14 protein-coding genes are annotated in these 17,526 nt (G+C 55.8%); 10 read left to right on the top strand and 4 right to left on the bottom strand.

The window, feature by feature from the left end; translation table 11 throughout:
- Nucleotides 1–162 precede the first annotated feature (162 nt).
- Nucleotides 163–1,050, bottom strand: coding sequence for a 4-hydroxy-tetrahydrodipicolinate synthase (dapA, locus tag ACIQ0Q_RS04490; protein WP_395771756.1), 888 nt, complete (start codon nt 1,048–1,050; stop codon nt 163–165).
- A gap of 108 nt (nt 1,051–1,158) precedes the next feature.
- Between dapA and ACIQ0Q_RS04485 the strand changes: the two genes are divergently transcribed.
- From ACIQ0Q_RS04485 to thiD, 3 genes are read left to right on the top strand one after another with little or no spacing between them, the layout of a single operon-like run.
- Entirely contained in the window at nt 1,159–1,719 is a 561-nt protein-coding gene (locus ACIQ0Q_RS04485) for a glycine cleavage system protein R (RefSeq protein WP_395771755.1), read from the top strand.
- A gap of 25 nt (nt 1,720–1,744) precedes the next feature.
- A complete protein-coding gene (locus tag ACIQ0Q_RS04480) occupies nt 1,745–3,142 on the top strand; it encodes a PhoH family protein (protein ID WP_395771754.1) in 1,398 nt (465 codons plus the stop codon).
- 3 nt (nt 3,143–3,145) lie between these two features.
- Nucleotides 3,146–3,931 carry a bifunctional hydroxymethylpyrimidine kinase/phosphomethylpyrimidine kinase gene (thiD, locus tag ACIQ0Q_RS04475; protein WP_395771753.1) on the top strand — a complete coding sequence of 262 codons (786 nt, stop codon included), beginning with the start codon at nt 3,146–3,148 and terminating at the stop codon, nt 3,929–3,931.
- Between the two features lie 55 nt (nt 3,932–3,986).
- Here thiD and ACIQ0Q_RS04470 read toward each other — a convergent pair whose 3' ends face one another.
- The 3 genes from ACIQ0Q_RS04470 to grxC form a co-directional block, all read right to left on the bottom strand.
- The gene (locus tag ACIQ0Q_RS04470; protein ID WP_395771752.1) at nt 3,987–4,997 is read right to left on the bottom strand and encodes an isocitrate dehydrogenase; all 1,011 of its coding nucleotides are present in this window, start codon (nt 4,995–4,997) and stop codon (nt 3,987–3,989) included.
- 104 nt (nt 4,998–5,101) lie between these two features.
- Entirely contained in the window at nt 5,102–5,485 is a 384-nt protein-coding gene (locus tag ACIQ0Q_RS04465) for a carboxymuconolactone decarboxylase family protein (RefSeq protein WP_395771751.1), read from the bottom strand.
- Nucleotides 5,482–5,742, bottom strand: coding sequence for a glutaredoxin 3 (gene grxC, locus ACIQ0Q_RS04460; protein ID WP_395771750.1), 261 nt, complete (start codon nt 5,740–5,742; stop codon nt 5,482–5,484). Before grxC ends, ACIQ0Q_RS04465 begins: the two co-directional genes overlap by 4 nt.
- A 75-nt stretch (nt 5,743–5,817) precedes the next feature.
- On the opposite strand from grxC, the gene ACIQ0Q_RS04455 reads away from it, so the two are divergent.
- The 7 genes from ACIQ0Q_RS04455 (at nt 5,818) to mfd (ending at nt 17,464) form a co-directional block, all read left to right on the top strand.
- Nucleotides 5,818–7,419, top strand: a complete 1,602-nt coding sequence (locus ACIQ0Q_RS04455; protein ID WP_395771749.1) for a M48 family metalloprotease — start codon at nt 5,818–5,820, stop codon at nt 7,417–7,419.
- Between the two features lie 75 nt (nt 7,420–7,494).
- The gene (gene phoB, locus ACIQ0Q_RS04450; protein WP_395771748.1) at nt 7,495–8,193 is read left to right on the top strand and encodes a phosphate regulon transcriptional regulator PhoB; all 699 of its coding nucleotides are present in this window, start codon (nt 7,495–7,497) and stop codon (nt 8,191–8,193) included.
- A 2-nt stretch (nt 8,194–8,195) separates the two neighbouring features.
- Entirely contained in the window at nt 8,196–9,500 is a 1,305-nt protein-coding gene (phoR, locus tag ACIQ0Q_RS04445; protein WP_395771747.1) for a phosphate regulon sensor histidine kinase PhoR, read from the top strand.
- A 51-nt stretch (nt 9,501–9,551) separates the two neighbouring features.
- On the top strand, nt 9,552–11,624 hold the full coding sequence (ppk1, locus tag ACIQ0Q_RS04440) for a polyphosphate kinase 1 (RefSeq protein ID WP_395771746.1): 2,073 nt from the start codon (nt 9,552–9,554) through the stop codon (nt 11,622–11,624).
- On the top strand, nt 11,621–13,141 hold the full coding sequence (locus tag ACIQ0Q_RS04435; RefSeq protein ID WP_395771745.1) for an exopolyphosphatase: 1,521 nt from the start codon (nt 11,621–11,623) through the stop codon (nt 13,139–13,141). Before ppk1 ends, ACIQ0Q_RS04435 begins: the two co-directional genes overlap by 4 nt.
- On the top strand, nt 13,142–13,999 hold the full coding sequence (locus ACIQ0Q_RS04430; protein ID WP_395771744.1) for a 23S rRNA (adenine(2030)-N(6))-methyltransferase RlmJ: 858 nt from the start codon (nt 13,142–13,144) through the stop codon (nt 13,997–13,999).
- Nucleotides 14,000–14,011: 12 nt separating this feature from the next.
- Nucleotides 14,012–17,464 carry a transcription-repair coupling factor gene (gene mfd / locus ACIQ0Q_RS04425; protein ID WP_395771743.1) on the top strand — a complete coding sequence of 1,151 codons (3,453 nt, stop codon included), beginning with the start codon at nt 14,012–14,014 and terminating at the stop codon, nt 17,462–17,464.
- The last annotated feature ends 62 nt before the right edge of the window (nt 17,465–17,526 follow it).

The following is a 17,526-nucleotide window of genomic DNA, read 5'->3' as shown; positions in this document are numbered from 1 at the left end:
CCGGGAGGAACAAGCAGGGGCTTGGTCAGCTCGACGCCCTCATATTCGGATTTTTTGCTGAACAAGTGCCAGCCACAGCCCTGAAGCAGCAGCGCGGGAAACAGAGCCAGAAGCGCGGCACGCGCACTGTTTTTGACGAAACCGTTCATGGGGATCCTTGCTTCAAATGGATTGTTCGATAGTTTTGCATAATTCCAGCATCCGCTGGGCTTCCGCGGCATGGGCTTCTGACAACGGCAACAAAGGCAGACGCAGACCATATCCGAAACCCATTAGACGCATAAGCGCTTTTACGGGAATCGGATTCGGCTCGACACCGAGAAAATCGTAAAGGTTCCGTAACCCTGCGTCCAGGACTTGGGCGCCGGCAACGTTGCGCTCCTGCAGCAGCTGACATATCCGCGCAAATACGGCTGGCACTACATTGGATGCCACGGAAATTACGCCCTGCCCGCCTCCGGCGATGGCACGGACGAAGGTCGGATCATCGCCACTGAGAAGGCTGAATGTGGGCGATGCCAGCGGGTAAAGCTCTTGCCAGCGCCTTTCCTCGCCCACAGCCTCTTTGAGCCCGATGATGTTGTCATGACTGCACAGCCGCGCCACGGTCTCTGGCTGCAGGTCGCAGCCAGTTCTTCCGGGCACGTTGTAAAGCACGATGGCGATCCCGGAAGCATCCGCTACGGCCAAGTAATGGGCATACAAGCCCGCCTGAGTCGGCCGAACATAGGGCGGAGTCACCACCAAGGCAACATCGGCGCCGCTATCTTTGGCAAGTTGGGTCTGACGGATGGTTTTGGCTGTCGATGATAGCCCGGTTCCCGCCAGCACGGGAATCCGCCCGGCAACACGAATTGCAGCTAATTCAATAAGTTGGCTATATTCCTCATCGCTCAGGGTGGCGGCCTCGCCAGTGGATCCGGCGACGACTATGGCGGCGGAGCCGCTTCGAATCTGCATATCAATCTGGGCCCGCCATGCGCCCAGATCTAGCATCCCAGATTCATTGAACGGGGTGGTCAATGCGGTAATACTGCCTTGCAACTGCACTTTCAGGCTCCTGGAATTAAAAAAGGATCGGGGCTTGCCGGACCGCCACCGAGACTCTATTCTGTATTTAATATTCTGACACAGATTTCCGTGTCACAGGAACGCCACTTGAACGAACACGAAACTGCCTCCCCAGCTTCCGGCAATCATCTGCTGATTAGCGCCTACAGCACCTATCCCAACTCGCCACTCCTGATGGTTTCCCGTCGGATTTCAGAATCCGGCTGCAATCTGGTCGACACCCGACTTGCAACCGTTGGCCGTGACGTGTCCCTGGTGGCATTGGCGACCGGCAGCTGGGATAGCATCGTCAAACTGGAATCACTGCTCGGAAAATTCGATCGTGAGCACGATATCAAACTGACCTTCTACCGCACCGGCCCAAAACCTATGCAGAGCAATCTGCTTCCGTATCTGGTAGAAGTGGTCGCGGCGGACAAGCCCGGCATTCTGTTCCAACTCGCTGACTTTTTTGACCGGCAGGGCATCACCATCGAGAACATGCAGTCCAATGGCTACCAAGCCATGCATACCGGGGCATCCATGTTCACCGCGCAATTGACCATCGGCATTCCCGCCAACATGCACATCGCGGCATTGCGCGATGATTTTATGGAGTTCTGCGACCATCTGAACCTCGACGCGATCATGGATCCAATGAAGTACTGACCTTTCCCCCATTAAGGAAAAATCAATGACCCGCAGCAAGCGCATCTATGTCCTCGATACCAATATCCTGATGCATGATCCAACCGCGCTGTTTAAATTCGAAGAACATGATGTTTTTATCCCCATGATGGTCCTGGAGGAACTGGACAACGGCAAGAAAGGCCACTCCGAATCCTCCCGCAACGCTCGGCAAGTCAGCCGTTTCCTCAATGAACTGGTCGAATCGCATGGCAACCGCGACATTGCCGAGGGCATCTCTCTGGCCCAGCCGAAGGGCCTCAACCTGCGCGCCGAACAAAGTGTTGGCAAACTCTATTTCCAATTGAAACAGGTTGAAGCCGGAAAGCGCTTTGGCACGGTGCTTCCCGACAACCTCATTCTCGGTTCAATTCTGCAACTCAAAGAGGACAATCCTGGCGTTCCGGTAGTACTGGTCTCCAAAGACATCAATCTGCGCATCAAAGCCTCGATCTGCGGCGTCGCCGCCGAGGATTACGAGAACGACCGCGCCATCGACGACTTCAATCTGCTGTTCACCGGCGTTCGCGAACTGGAGACCGATTTCTGGGAACGCCATCAGGGCAATCTCCGGTCCTGGACCGACAAAGGCCGCACGTTCTACGAAATACAACGCACGCGCGGTGACGACTGGTTCATCAACCAGTTCCTGTACATGCCGGGCGAGGACGAAGTCGAAATGCGGGTCTGCCGCATGGACGGTGACAAGGTCGTACTGCAGATCGTCGACGACTACCGCACGCCGCAGCATCAGGTCTGGGGCGTGAATGCCCGAAACCGCGAACAGAACTTCGCGCTGAATGCCCTGATGGATCCCGAAATCGATCTGGTGACCCTGCTCGGCACCGCAGGCACCGGAAAAACCCTTCTGGCATTGGCTGCCGGCCTGACCCAGACCATGGACAATCAACGCTATCGGGAAATCATCATGACCCGTGCCACGGTGTCGGTCGGTGAGGATATCGGTTTCCTTCCCGGTACCGAGGAAGAGAAGATGACGCCCTGGATGGGCGCCTTGACCGACAATCTGGAGGTGCTGACCAACACCCAGGAGCAGAACTCCTGGGGGCGCGGCGCCACCAACGAACTACTGGCCTCACGCATCAAGATCCGCGCCATGAACTTCATGCGCGGCCGCACCTTCCTGAGCCGTTGGTTGATCGTGGATGAAGCCCAGAACTTGACGCCGAAACAGATGAAAACCTTGATCACTCGCGCCGGACCGGGCACCAAAATCATCTGCATGGGCAATGTCGAGCAGATCGACACACCCTACCTGACCGAAACCACATCCGGTCTGACCTATGCGGTGGACCGCTTCAAGAACTGGGCGCATTCGGCGCACATCACGCTGCGTCGTGGTGAGCGTTCGCGTCTGGCCGACTACGCCTCCGAGGTCTTGTAAGCGATGGCGCGGGCGCCGTCCGTGCTCACTATTGCTGGATCCGATTCCGGCGGCGGTGCCGGAATCCAGGCCGACCTGAAAACCTTCGCCGCACATGGCCTGCACGGACTGTCGGCAATTGCGGCGCTGACTGCACAAAACACACACGGCGTACAAGCCATCCATGTGCCGCCGCCTTCATTTCTGAAGGCTCAGCTGGATTCGGTCTTCTCCGATTTCGACATCCGTGCGGTCAAAATCGGCATGCTGGCCAATGCCAGCATAATCAATGTGGTCGCCGACGCCATGGAACGGTACCGACCGAAACACATTGTACTCGACCCGGTCATGGTGTCCAGTTCCGGTCACACCCTGTTGGAAACCCGTGCCATCCGGCGCCTGGTTGAGCGCTTGCTGCCCTTGGCCACGGTCATTACCCCCAACATCGACGAGGCCGTACTGCTGCTCGATCACAGCATTGACAACGATGAACAAGCCGAAGGCGCGCTGGTCGAATTGCTGGCTATGGGCGCGAAAGCGGTGTTGCTCAAAGGCGGCCATCTGTCTGGCAGGAAGGTCATCGACCGGCTTGATACGGGAAAAGCACTGTATGAGTTCGAACACCCGCGCTTGAAGGTCTCCGGCCACGGTACCGGCTGTACCTTGGCAGCGGCCATTGCCGCCAACCTGGCGTTGAAGAAATCCCTGCCGGACGCCTGTGAAGCGGCAGGCGATTATGTATTCAGATCCCTGAAAAACGCTTACAATCCGGGAACTAGCGGGCTATCGGTTCTGAAACACCTTTTGTAATGCTTTGATAATTAAAAAACGCGCCGAAGCGCGTTTTTTGAAGCTGCAGAAAATATCAGGCCTTGATGTGCTTGATGATGGCCGCCCCAAAGGTCTGAGTGGTCCCTGACCCACCCAGATCCGGGGTCAGGTGGTCTTTGTCGTTCATGGTATCGATGATGGCCTGCTTCAGACGGCGGCCGGCATCGACCTGGCCGATATGTTCCAGCATCTGAACCGCCCCAAGCAACAACGCACACGGGTTGGCAATACCTTTGCCGGCGATGTCCGGCGCGGAACCGTGTACGGCTTCGAAAATGGCGCAGTCCTTGCCGATATTGGCCCCCGGGGCCAGACCGAGGCCGCCGACCAGACCGGCGCACAGATCGGAAATGATGTCACCGAACAGATTGGTAGTCACGATCACGTCGAACTGCTCCGGTCTCATCACCAGCTGCATGCAGGTGTTGTCGACGATCATCTCGTTGCATTCGATCTGCGGGTATTCGGCGGCGACTTCGCGGGCCACTTTCAGGAAAAGCCCGGAGGTGCTTTTCAGAATATTGGCCTTGTGAACGATGGTGATCTTCTTGCGACCGAGGTTCTTGGCCAGCTCGAAGGCATAACGGACGATGCGCTCGGAGCCCTTGCGGGTGATTTTTTGGGTCAGCAGCGCGGTTTCGCCGTCTTCGGAAACGCTCTGGCCTTCACCGATGTAAGCACCCTCGGTGTTCTCGCGCACGGTAATCAGATCAATGTTGCTGTAACGCGACTTGGTGTTCGGGAAGCTGATTGCCGGCCTTACGTTGGCATACAGGTCGAACTTGCGACGCAGGGCGACATTAATCGAGGAAAAGCCCTCACCGACCGGCGTGGTGAGCGGGCTTTTCAGTGCAACTTTGTGCTTGATGATGGCGGCCAATGTGGCTTCCGGCAGCAGTTCACCGGTTTTCTCGTAGGCGCTCAGACCGGCATCGACGAAATCATACTGCAGACCGACATTGAGGGCGTTGAGCACCTCGAGGGTGGCGTCCATGATTTCCGGACCGATCCCATCTCCTTTGATGACGGCGATTGTCTGCGACATATACTGATTCCTGGGGGTATTGAAGTTAGCCCGCTATTATAGCGGACAAGCTCCTTCGGGAACCGAACAGATTCTAAACCACATGCAAATAGCGGCTTAAAGGCTCAATCGTGCCTGTGCTCGGGCACGGCATGGACACCCTGCCCCTCGAGCTGGTCAAGGAAGTCGACGCCACGGCGCAGATGCGGGATCACGATTGATCCGCCCACCACTAGTGCGACGGAAAATGCTTCGAAAAACTCTTCGCGATTGACCCCGGCTTCCTTGCATTGCGCGATGTGGTAGCTGATGCAGTCATCGCAGCGCAGGACCATGGATGCAACAAGCCCCAAAAGCTCCTTGGTTTTCAGATTCAGAGCCCCATCCTTGTAGGTCTGGGTATCCAAGGCGAAGAAACGACGCACCACCTGATTGTCCTCCGACAGTATGCGCTCGTTCATGCGTTGGCGGAATTCAGTAAAGGCTTTGACGCGATCAGCTTCGCTCACGGGCTTTGCTCCAGCAGAGGTTGGAAATGTCCGGCACGGTCGAGGGCCACCATATCGTCAAAACCGCCGACATGGGTGCCATTCACGAAAATCTGCGGGACCGAGGTACGTTTAGCTAGGGACAGCATCTCCGTTCGGGCATCGGCGTTCTGGTCAATGCGTATTTCACGGTAATCCAGTCCACGGGCTTTCAGAAAATTCTTGGCTGCAACGCAATACGGGCAGACGGCGGCGCTGTAGATGAGGATATCGGCCATGGCGGTCCTTGGGATAACGGGGAACTATGCGCTAGTATGTAAGTCCCAGTGTAAGTGAATTCAAGTGCATAACGGATGAACAACCCCACCCTCCCCCGGAACGGACTGGCCCTGGCGGTCTTCGTGGCCCTGTGCCTTTGCGGAAACTCCGGCATGGCCCAGGAAACCGTGCTGCCGGAACTGGGTTCCTCGGCCGGTGAGATCATCACTCCGGCCCAGGAAGCACAATACGGCGCTTACACGCTGCACCAGTTGCGGCAGATGAATTATGTTCTGGACGATCCCTTGCTGGACTCTTGGTTGCAGACCATGGGGCACCGGCTCGGTGCCAATTCCGACAATCCGAGACAGCCCTACACCTTTTTCCTGTTGCGTGACCGTCAAATCAACGCATTTGCCACCTTGGGTGGCTACATTGGCACCAATGCCGGCCTGATTCTGACCGCAAGGACCGAAGACGAGGTGGCTGGCGTACTCAGCCATGAAATCTCGCACGTTACCCAGAAGCACGTCATCCGTTCGGTCGAACGTGCGAAGAAAGACCAGATTCCGATTATGCTGGCGGCACTGGGCATGATTGTGGCGGCCCAGTCCGCCGGCGGCTCGGGGAGTTCTGCAGATAACGCCACGGCAGCCGCAATGATGAGCGCTCAGGCCCTAATGATCCAGCGCCAAATCGATTACACCCGTTCCAATGAGTCCGAGGCCGACCGGATTGGCATCCAGACCCTTTACCGTGCCGGCTACAATCCGGATGCATTGGCCGATTTCTTCGCGCGCATGGAAAGTGTCACCCGCGCCAATGCCGGCGGTTACAATGCCCCGGACTATCTGCGCAGCCATCCGGTGAGCGTCACCCGAATCAGCGAGGCCCGCGACCGGGCCCACAAGATGCGGGAAAATCGCGCCGAACTGGACAGTGTCCGCACATCGCTGCCCAGTAATCCGCTACTGCCGGATTTTGCGCAACCTTCCAGAAGCCAAAAAGCCGGAGCCGCCAGCGACTTTATCTGGGCCAAGGAACGCCTGCGTGTGCTTTCCGCCGTGAGTCCGGGAGCCGCCATCATCGAATACCGTCGGGGCATCGACGGGTTTGAAAGCAAGCCCAGCGACGCCCACCAATATGGACTCGCCCTGGCGTACATCGCCAATCGGCAGGGTCATGATGCCGAAGCGCTGCTGGCCGAACTGGGTAAAAAGCATCCCGAGCATCTGTGGGTCGCTATCGCCCGGGCACAGTCCGCACAAGCGGCCAAGAAGCCATTACTGGCCGAAACTCGTTTCGAGCAGCTGATTACCAAATACCCCGAAAATCGTGCTGTCGTATTGGCCTATGCCGATTTTCTGCTTGAACTGGACAAGGCCGATAAGGCTCTGCGGGCCCAGGAGCTCCTGCGTCGGATCGGTGGCGATGGCGAGGATTTCGTCTATCAGCGTCTTTTGGCCCGGGCTTATGAGCTTTCCGGAAACACCCTGCGGGCGGCCGAGGCCTACGCCGAGGTGGCTTTCCTGAATGGACGGGTCGATGATGCCATCAGCCAGCTCAGTACCCTGCTGAAAAACGATGATCTGGACTATTATCAGCGCGCCCGGGTCGAGGCCCGAATTGCCGAATTCATGCCGATTTCATTGGAGCTTAAGCGTCAGGGTATCAAACCCGAGCAGCAAGGCAGCTAAGCTTGTGACAGGCTGTCATAAAGCCGTCATAATGATTAGATGTAATGCCTTAACTCCCGAGCCTAAGGTCCTGCCGTGCAAGCCCATATTCTGATTGTCGAAGACGAACCGGCCATCCGTGACATGATCGCCTATGCCCTGCGCACGCAATCCTACCAAGCTATTTGCGCCCAGGATGCCAAAGAAGCCATTCAGGCGGTGTCCGAGCGCATTCCCGACCTGATTCTTCTGGACTGGATGCTTCCGGGCACACCGGGCATCGAGCTGGCACGACGCTTGCGGCGTGAAAGCAATACCCGCGATGTTCCGATCATCATGCTGACTGCCAAAGGCGAGGAGTCCGACCGTATCGCCGGCTTCGACAGCGGGGTCGATGATTATGTGGTCAAACCCTTCTCGGCACGTGAATTGCTGGCCCGCATCAAAGCCGTGCTTCGCCGAAGCCGTGAAAACGAGGAGGACGGCTCGATTGAAGTCGGCCCCCTGCGTCTGGATGCTAACCAGCAGAAACTGCTGGTACGTGATGAAAAGGTCCACCTCGGCCCGACAGAATACCGTCTATTGCATTTCCTGATGAGCCATGCCAACCGGGTCTACAGCCGAAATCAATTGCTCGATTTCGTCTGGGGCGGCGGCAGCGACATCGAAGACCGGACCGTGGACGTGCATGTCCGACGGCTACGCAAGGTGTTGGAACCGTTCCATCTGGAATCGTTGATTGAGACTGTACGCGGTGCCGGCTACCGTTTTGTCGGGCAGCCTCCGGCATCTTAACCATGGCAAAAACGACCCTGACCGCATTGGCTTGGCGACAGTCCTGGGTACTCTGGGGCCTTACTTATGCGGCTGGGCTTGGCATCGGCTATGCCATGGGTGGAAATTCCGGATTAGTGATTGCTTTCATATTCCTAACTACATTCCAGATTATCCGCAGCTACCTCAGGCTTGGACGCATCCTCGAGCAACTAGAGTCCCGCGCACTCAATCCGCAGCCGGAAGGCCAGGGCGTGTGGGCTGCGCTTGAAACGCTTATTTACAAAAAGAATCGCGAGCACCGTGTCCGCATCGGACGTCTGGTAGAGATGCTTCGGGGTTATCGGCTTGCCGCTGGCGCCATGCCAGAGGGTGCGCTGGTGGTGAGTCGTGAAAGCGGCTACATCGTCTGGTCGAACAAGACCGCGAAACGCATGCTTGGATTGCATCCGGGCGATGAGGACGCCAACTTGTTCCGCCTGTTCGATGCCGATGTCAAAAACTGGTTTATGTCGTCCGATTCTGAAAAAACCCTGTTGAACGTGACTTCACCGGGTGAGCGGGATGCCTATCTCGACTTTTTTCTGCTGCCCTATACGCTCGCGAACAGCCTAGTGGTGCTGCGTGATTCGACCAGAATGCGGCGACTGGAGAAAATGCGCAGCGATTTCGTGGCTAACGTTTCACATGAGCTGAGGACCCCGCTGACGGTCATCCACGGCTATCTGGAACTGATCGAGCAACAGGAAAATCCGGAACTTCAGACCATCATCAGTGAGATGCAGAAACAATCCAGCCGAATGAACCACCTTGTCGAAGACCTGCTAAATCTGTCACGGCTTGAGTCGGGGAATATGCTGCCTGAAGAGACTATCAGTACTGGGGCACTGTTGCACACGCTCCAGCAAGAAGCCATCGCACTCAGCCAGGGGCGCCATCATATTAGCCTTGTTCCCGATTACGACGGCCTATTGATTGGATCTCCGAAGGACATCCACAGCGCATTCTCAAATCTGGTCTCTAACGCCGTTCGCTATACGCCCGCCGATGGCAGCATCGCCATCGGATTCCGTCAAAACGAGGGCAAAGGTCTGGATTTCTGGGTGCAGGATACCGGCTTCGGTATTCCGACCGACCAGATCAGCAGACTGACTGAGCGCTTCTACCGTGTTTCGACAAGCCGGTCGCGCGAACTCGGCGGTACCGGCCTTGGCCTTTCCATCTGTAAACACGTACTGAATTTACATCAGGCCGAATTGCACATCGAAAGCACCCCTGGCAAGGGCAGCCGCTTCCTCTGCAGATTTCCGCCAGAACGCAGGGCTTAACCGCTTATGTGCCATCTGCTATGCTTGCATTAAAACCCCTGATTGAAACACATGAGCAATATTAACGATTATTCTGATCCGGATCTGTTCCTGAACCGCGAGCTATCGCAGCTGGAATTCAATTTCCGGGTACTTGCACAGGCCCAAGACCCTGCAATTCCTCTGCTCGAACGCCTTAAGTACCTGTGCATTTCCTGCACTAACCTCGACGAATTCTTCGAAATCCGTGCCGCAACCGTTAAAACCGCCCTTCAATACAAGGCGCCGTTGCTGCCGGACAACATGGACCCGCAGTTGGCGCTCGACAAAATCTATCAGCTCTCAAACCGACTAGTCAGGGCGCAATATGCGCTATGGAACGAGGTGCTGCGTCCGGAACTGGCAGCCGCAGGCGTACGCATTCTCGACCGCGCAAACTGGAATGCCACGCAACGGCGCTGGCTTCACCACTATTTCAAAACAGAAGTACTCCCCATCCTGTCGCCGCTGGCGCTGGATCCGGCGCATCCGTTTCCTCAGATTCTCAACAAAAGCCTCAATGTGGCCGTGGTTTTGGACGGCAAGGACGCCTTCGGCAGGCGTGGCGGAATAGCCATTGTACGCGCACCGCGTTCACTGCCACGCATCATCCAGCTGCCGGAATCGGTATCCGGCGGCCGCGATGATTTTGTATTCCTTTCGGCCATGCTCAGCGAATTCGTCGGAGATCTATTTCCAGGCATGAAGGTCAAAGGCGCCTATCAGTTCCGGGTGACCCGTAATTCCGAACTATTCGTCGATGAAGAAGAAGTCGAAAATCTCGCCAGTGCGCTCAAAGACGAACTGCATTCACGCGGTTACAACCCAGCAGTCCGACTGGAGATTGCAAAGGACTGCCCGAATCGGATCGTGCAGGTCCTTCTGGAAAATTTCAACCTTTCCGAAAACGCGGTATCGCGAATCAACGGACCTGTCAATCTCAACCGCGTGATCCAGGTCTATGACATGGCCAAACGCGCCGATCTCAAGTTCCCGAATTTCAAACAGGGGCGCTCGACGCTTGATGAAGAGGATCCGTTCGGTAGCATCCGTGGCGGAGATATTTTACTGCACCACCCCTATCAGAGCTTCAATGACGTTCTTGACGTATTGCAGCATGCCGCCAACGATCCGCACGTACTTGCCATCAAACAGACGCTTTACCGGACCGGCAAGGACTCGAAAATCATCGAACATCTTATTACCGCGGCACATAATGGAAAGGATGTCTCGGTCGTGGTCGAGCTACGAGCGCGATTCGATGAAGAAGCCAATCTCAATCTAGCCAACCGCCTTCAGGAAGCAGGCGTACAGGTGATTTATGGTGTCGTCGGCTTCAAGACACATGCCAAAATGATGCTGATTGTCAGGCGCGAAGGCAAAACATTGCGCCGTTATGCGCACCTGGGGACGGGTAACTACCATGCCGGTACCGCGAAAGTCTACACCGACATCGGCCTGCTGACCTGCCATCCCGGAATCACCCAGGACGTACATTCAATTTTCCAGCAGCTGTCTGGGTTGAGTAAGCCAATCGCTCTGAAGTATCTTCTGACCTCACCGTTCACCCTGCATGCGAGTCTTCTCAAGAAAATCAAACGCGAAGAGAAACTTGCCCATGAAGGAAAGAAAGGCCACATCATCGCCAAGATGAATGCCATCAACGAGCCGGAGGTGATCAAAGCGCTTTACGCGGCCTCTCAGGCCGGAGTCACCATTCAATTGATTGTTCGCGGCGCCTGTTGTCTGCGTCCGGGCGTACCCGGGCTATCCGATAATATTACCGTCCGTGCCTTGGTCGGCCGCTTTCTCGAACACAGCCGAGTCTACTGGTTCGCCAATAATGGCAAATCCGAGATCTATTGCTCCAGCGCTGACTGGCTCGAACGCAATCTGCTGCGGCGTGTCGAAACCTGTTTTCCGGTAGTCGATCCCGAACTTGCTGAACGCGTCTTTACCGAAGAACTCGAATACTACCTTCGTGACAACTGCCAATCCTGGATACTGAATGCGGATGGTAGCTACCGAAAAATCGCTCGCGCTGAGTCTGAATCCGTTTTCTGTGCCCAGGCCCGCCTTCTCTCCGATCTGTGCAGGAATCGATGAAAAGTAGCCGCTATAATCCGTCACTGAGGGACGGTGACTTGGTCGCCGCAGTTGACCTTGGCTCGAATAGCTTTCATATGGTGGTGGCCAGATATGTTCTTGGTCAGCTGCGTATCATCGACCGTATCAAAGAACAAGTAATGCTGGCAGATGGACTTGATGCCAACAAAAACCTGCATCCGAAATCGGCTAAACGCGCGCTCGATTGCCTCGCGCTGTTCGGGCAGCGTCTGGCATATGTAAAACCAGTCAATGCACGTGTAGTAGCGACTAATACTATCCGCACCATGGTCAATCCAGATGCATTTCTGCTCAAAGCTGAAACCGCTATCGGGCACCGTATCGAAGTTATCGCCGGACGTGAAGAGGCGCGACTGATCTATCTTGGTGTCGCACACGACAAACCACCGGGCAGGGGAAAACGCCTGGTCATTGACATTGGTGGCGGTTCCACGGAGTTCGTGCTCGGGCGTGGTTTCGATATCATGGAACGCGAGAGCCTGCAGATTGGTTGCATTGCCAATATTCACCGTTTTTTCCCAGACGGGAAATGGAGCATGCAGCAATGGCAAAATGCCAAGAACCAGATTGCAGTCGATATGCAGCCGTTTGTGCGCAACTACCGGAACCAGGGCTGGAAGGAGGCTTACGGCGCTTCGGGCACTATCAAGGCTCTTTCCGATATCGCTAAGAACCGTGCCATTAGCGATGGGACTCTGACCCTGAAAACATTGCAGCTGTTACGCGAGGAACTCATCGAATTCGGAACGATGCAGAATATCCGTTGGCCACAGATCTCGGTATCGCGGCGGCACTCGATTGCAGGCGGCCTGCTCACCCTGGAAACTGCCTTTGAAGAGCTGGATATCGAATGCATGCAAACCAGTGATTATGCACTGCGTGAAGGCGCACTTTTCGACATCCTCGGTCGTAATAAGGACCATGATCCACGCCTGGACTCGGTCAGAGCACTACAAAAACGCTATTCCATCGATACCGAACAAGCGGAGCGAGTTGAAGGTTACGCACTCGCACTGTTCGATCAGGCCCGGAAGTTCTGGGATCTCGATGCAGTCGACCGGGAAACCCTATCCTGGGCATGCAAACTCCATGAAATCGGACTTACCGTAGCCCATAGCCACCACCACCATCATGGATCTTACCTCATCGAGCATTCCGATATTTCCGGATTTTCCAAGACCGAGCAGCAGCGAATCGCTATTCTGATCCGAAACCAGCGCCGAAGCATTCATTTCAAAAGCCTGCTGACACTCAACGAATCTCGGGCAATCCAAGGCCTTCGCTGTATTCTGCTGTTAAGGATTTCCATTCTGCTGTACCGTAGCCATTCCGCAGAAAAAATTCCCAAATTCATACTGTCAGTTTCACGTTCGAAACTTCAGCTCGAAATTCCACGTAAATGGCTGGCCAAACATCCCTTGACCCGGTCCGACCTTGATAATGAAATCGCTTACTTGAAAGCCGCGGATATCACGCTGGCAGTCATCGAGAAATAAATGAACTATCTGCATGGATTCCATGCCGGCAACCATGCCGATGTCCTGAAACACATGGTGCTACTGGCGCTGTTGGCACGGCTTAAACAGAAGGAAAAGCCTTTCTTTGTGCTTGATACCCATGCAGGTCGCGGTCAGTATCTGATTCAAGGAGAACAGGCGCGAAAAACCGATGAGGCCCGTGGCGGCATATTCAAGCTGATTGTCCTGAAAAAACTTCCGGAGATCCTGAACAACTACCTCAAGCAGGTGGAACGGGTCAATCCGGTCGGTGGTCTGATCAACTATCCAGGTTCACCGCTACTGATTGCACACCAGCTTCGGGACAGCGACCGGCTGGTATGTGTTGAAATGCAGAAAGGCGAAGCCGATGCTCTCAAACAGCTATTCGCGCACGACCGCAAGGTGCAGGTACAGCTAGGCGACGGTTATCAGGCGGTTAAAGCATTGTTGCCGCCCACGCCACGCCGCGGCCTGGTGCTGATTGACCCGCCTTACGAAGCTCAGGAACAGGAGTACGCACAGATCCTGCAGTGTCTGCAGGACGGCCTCAGCCGCTGGCCAACCGGTCAGTTTGCAGTCTGGTATCCGATCAAACAAAGCACTTCAATCAAATTCTTTCTGCGCAAGGCGGCGCAACTACCCTGCCAGACTGTGCTGGCCGTCGAACTGCTGGTGCGTCCCGATAATTCGCCGCTGCGCATGAACGGAAGCGGCATGCTACTGATAAATCCACCCTATCGCATCGATGCCGACCTGCACCCAGGCATGCGGCAACTGGCCGAGTTGCTCGATGATGGCGGCTCCTCGTTCACCATGAAATGGCTCAAGACCGAGAATCCGGAAGCCACGAGCTGATAAAATAGGATAATGAGTACTGCCTTGCTGCCTTTGCCGGCACCCAATCAGCTTCTGACTATGGTCAAGGCGCCGCCCAACGGAGCGGCTCTCGCGTATGCCATCCGCAACCAGGCCATGACGAATCAATGCCTGCAGGTGGTGGTAGTTTCAGATAGCTATCATGCGCAGCAATTAGAGCAGGACCTCTGCGCCCTGCGCACTGAATTGCCGATTCTGCACTTTCCAGACTGGGAAACCTTGAGCTACGACCAGTTCAGTCCCCACCCAGACCTGGTATCCCAGCGCATCGACTGCTTATACCGACTACCCCAAAGTACACGCGGTATTCTGGTAGTTCCGGTAACCAGTCTGATGCAGCGCATCACGCCCGTGGACTGGATTGCTGCACAGGTACTCGACTTGTCCGCTGGCATGAAGTTCGACCTGCAGTCCGAACGCAATCGCCTCCAGAAATTTGGATACCGTCATGTTCCGCAGGTGATGGATGCCGGTGATTTCTCGATACGTGGTTCCATCCTGGACCTCTTTCCTGCCGGATCGACCTTCCCGATACGCATTGAACTTCTGGATGACGAAATCGAATCACTGCGTCTGTTCGATCCGGAATCCCAGCGCTCGGGAGAACCCCGAAAAAGTATCAAGCTGCTCCCGGCCCGGGAGTTTCCGCTTGACGCCCAAACCTGCAAGCATGTACGCGAACAGTTGCTGGAACGGTTTGATATCAATCCGCGGAACTGCAGTCTGTATGCCGACCTGAAAGAAGGCGTGGCGCCGACCGGAATCGAATACTACCTTCCGCTGTTTTTTTCGGAAACTGCAAGTCTGATTGATTACTTTCCCGCGGATTTCGATCTAATGCTTGCACCGGACACCTTGAATGCATCCGAGCAGTTCTGGCGGCAGACCACAGAACGCTATGATCAACGGCGTCATGACATCGAGCGCCCAGTCTTAGCACCGGCAGAACTGTATTTTACGCCTGAGGCCCTGCGCGCCCGCTTCAACCAGCATCATCGTTACCAACTTCTAAATGCAGAGGAACCTGGACATTCGGCGGCGGCAACCCTGACACTGATACCACCATTCAGCAGCCCATGGCTCGATTCATCTGGAAAACCCGGAAAATCCCTGATGGACTTCCTCGCAGCCTATCCCGGGAAGGTGATTCTGGCCGCCGACAGCGCCGGCCGTCGGGAGTCCCTGAAAACACTTTTCAAGGATGCTGGCATTGACGCGATGATTACGGCGGATTGGCAGGAAGCCTTCCAAGCCGCTAAGCCCCATCAGCTCATGCTGACCAGCGCGGATCTATCGGACGGATTCAGCCTAATTTCCCCGCCAATGACGGTACTTACCGAGCGCCAACTGTTTCCCGAACGTGTCAGCCAGAGCCGGCGCCGAAAAAGTCAGCAGAAAGATCCCGAAGCCATTCTCCGTGATCTCAACGAAATAAGCGTCGGTGCACCGATCGTGCATGAAGATCACGGTGTCGGGCGTTATAAGGGTTTGGTCAGCCTTGAAACCGGCGGTATGCCCGGTGAATTCCTCAGCATTGAATATGCCAAAGGTGACAAACTCTACGTTCCGGTCGCACAACTGCATCTGGTATCGCGATATTCAGGAACCAGCACTGAATATGCTCCGCTGCATAGCCTAGGGGGGGAATCCTGGGACAAGGCCAAGCGCAGAGCTGCAGAAAAAGTGCATGACGTTGCGGCCGAATTGCTGGAGATCCAGGCCAAGCGCATGGTCCAAGAGGGATTTGCCCTGGATACCGAACGTGCTCTTTATGAGCGCTTTGCCGCCGGATTCCCTTTCGAGGAAACACCGGACCAGGAGCAGGCCATCGATGCCGTACTTTCAGACCTAGCGCAGGCGCATCCGATGGACCGGGTGGTCTGCGGTGATGTCGGGTTCGGCAAGACTGAGGTGGCACTGCGTGCTGCTTTTGTCGCCGCCATGGCTGGAAAACAAGTGGCAGTTCTGGTGCCGACCACCCTGCTGGCAGAGCAGCATTTTCGGAATTTCAGTGACCGCTTTGCCGACTGGCCGATCCGGACCGAGGTCCTATCCCGTTTCAAAAGCACGAAGGAAATCAAGCAGGCGCTGGATCTTCTCGCCATCGGCAAAATCGATATCATTATCGGAACGCACCGGCTACTGCAGAAGGATGTGAGCTTCGAGCGTCTTGGCCTCGTCATCGTTGATGAGGAGCAGCGCTTCGGTGTGCGCCACAAGGAAGCCCTGAAAGCGCTGAAAGCGGACGTCCATCTGCTGACCTTGACCGCAACCCCGATACCGCGCACGCTAAACATGGCGATGAGCGGTCTGCGTCAGCTTTCCATCATCGGAACCCCACCCGCACACCGCGTCGCGGTCAAGACTTTCATCTGCCCCTGGGACCGAAATACCTTGCTGGAGGCCTTCCATCGTGAGCTGGCCCGCGGCGGCCAGGTCTATTTCCTGCATAACGATATCGACACCATCGAAAAAACCGCGCGTGATCTCGAAGCAATGTTGCCGGACGCACGAATCCGTATCGCCCATGGCCAGATGCCGGAACGGCAATTGGAAAAGGTCATGCTGGATTTCCATAAACAGCGGTTCAATGTACTGGTGTCCACCACCATAATCGAGTCCGGAATCGACATTCCCAGCGCCAATACCATCATCATCAACCACGCCGACCGTTTCGGACTCGCCCAGCTGCATCAGTTGCGCGGCCGTGTTGGGCGATCCCATCATCGTGCCTACGCCTACCTAATCGTACCGGATCTCAAACGCATCACCGCCGATGCCCGAAAGCGCCTGGACGCTCTCACCTCGCTGGAAGAACTGGGCGCCGGCTTCACCCTATCCACCCATGATTTGGAAATCCGTGGCGCCGGCGAACTACTCGGTGAAGGTCAATCCGGCCAGATCACCGAAATCGGATTCGCGCTTTATGCCCAGTATCTGGAACGCGCCGTGGCTTCAATCAAGGACGGAAAGATTCCCGATGTGATGGCGACAGCACCGGCCAGCGCCCAGATCAACCTGCATAGCCCCGCGCTGCTTCCGGAAAGCATGATCGATGACGTACATATGCGCTTGATGCTTTATAAGCGAATCGCATCCGCCAAATCGCCGACCGATCTACAGGAACTCCAGATCGAAATTATTGACCGGTTCGGCCTGCTGGCCCCGGCTGCGGAGCACCTTTTCGCCTGCGCCGAACTACGCTTGATGGCGGAACAGCTTGGCATCCATCACATCGACCTGCACGATGGTGGCGGCCACATGGCATTCACAGCTAAACCTGCCATCGACCCGATGTCTGTGATTCAGCTGATCCAGCGCAATCCGCGGACATACGCCATGCAGGGGTCCGATCGCCTTAAAATAACCAATAAAACCGAAGATGGCGCCCAGCGCGCGCTGTTCATGCGCGCACTGCTGAAACAGTTTGGAGCAGGCGCGTGACCCAGTCGCGGCAGTGCTGGCGGTGATGCTCGACTTACTCATCAGCAACACCAATCTAGCGA

The sequence above is a fragment of the Arenimonas sp. genome, assembly GCF_044348765.1.
In the GTDB taxonomy this organism is placed as follows: domain Bacteria; phylum Pseudomonadota; class Gammaproteobacteria; order Xanthomonadales; family Xanthomonadaceae; genus Arenimonas.
This window is presented reverse-complemented; position numbering and strand designations above follow the sequence as displayed.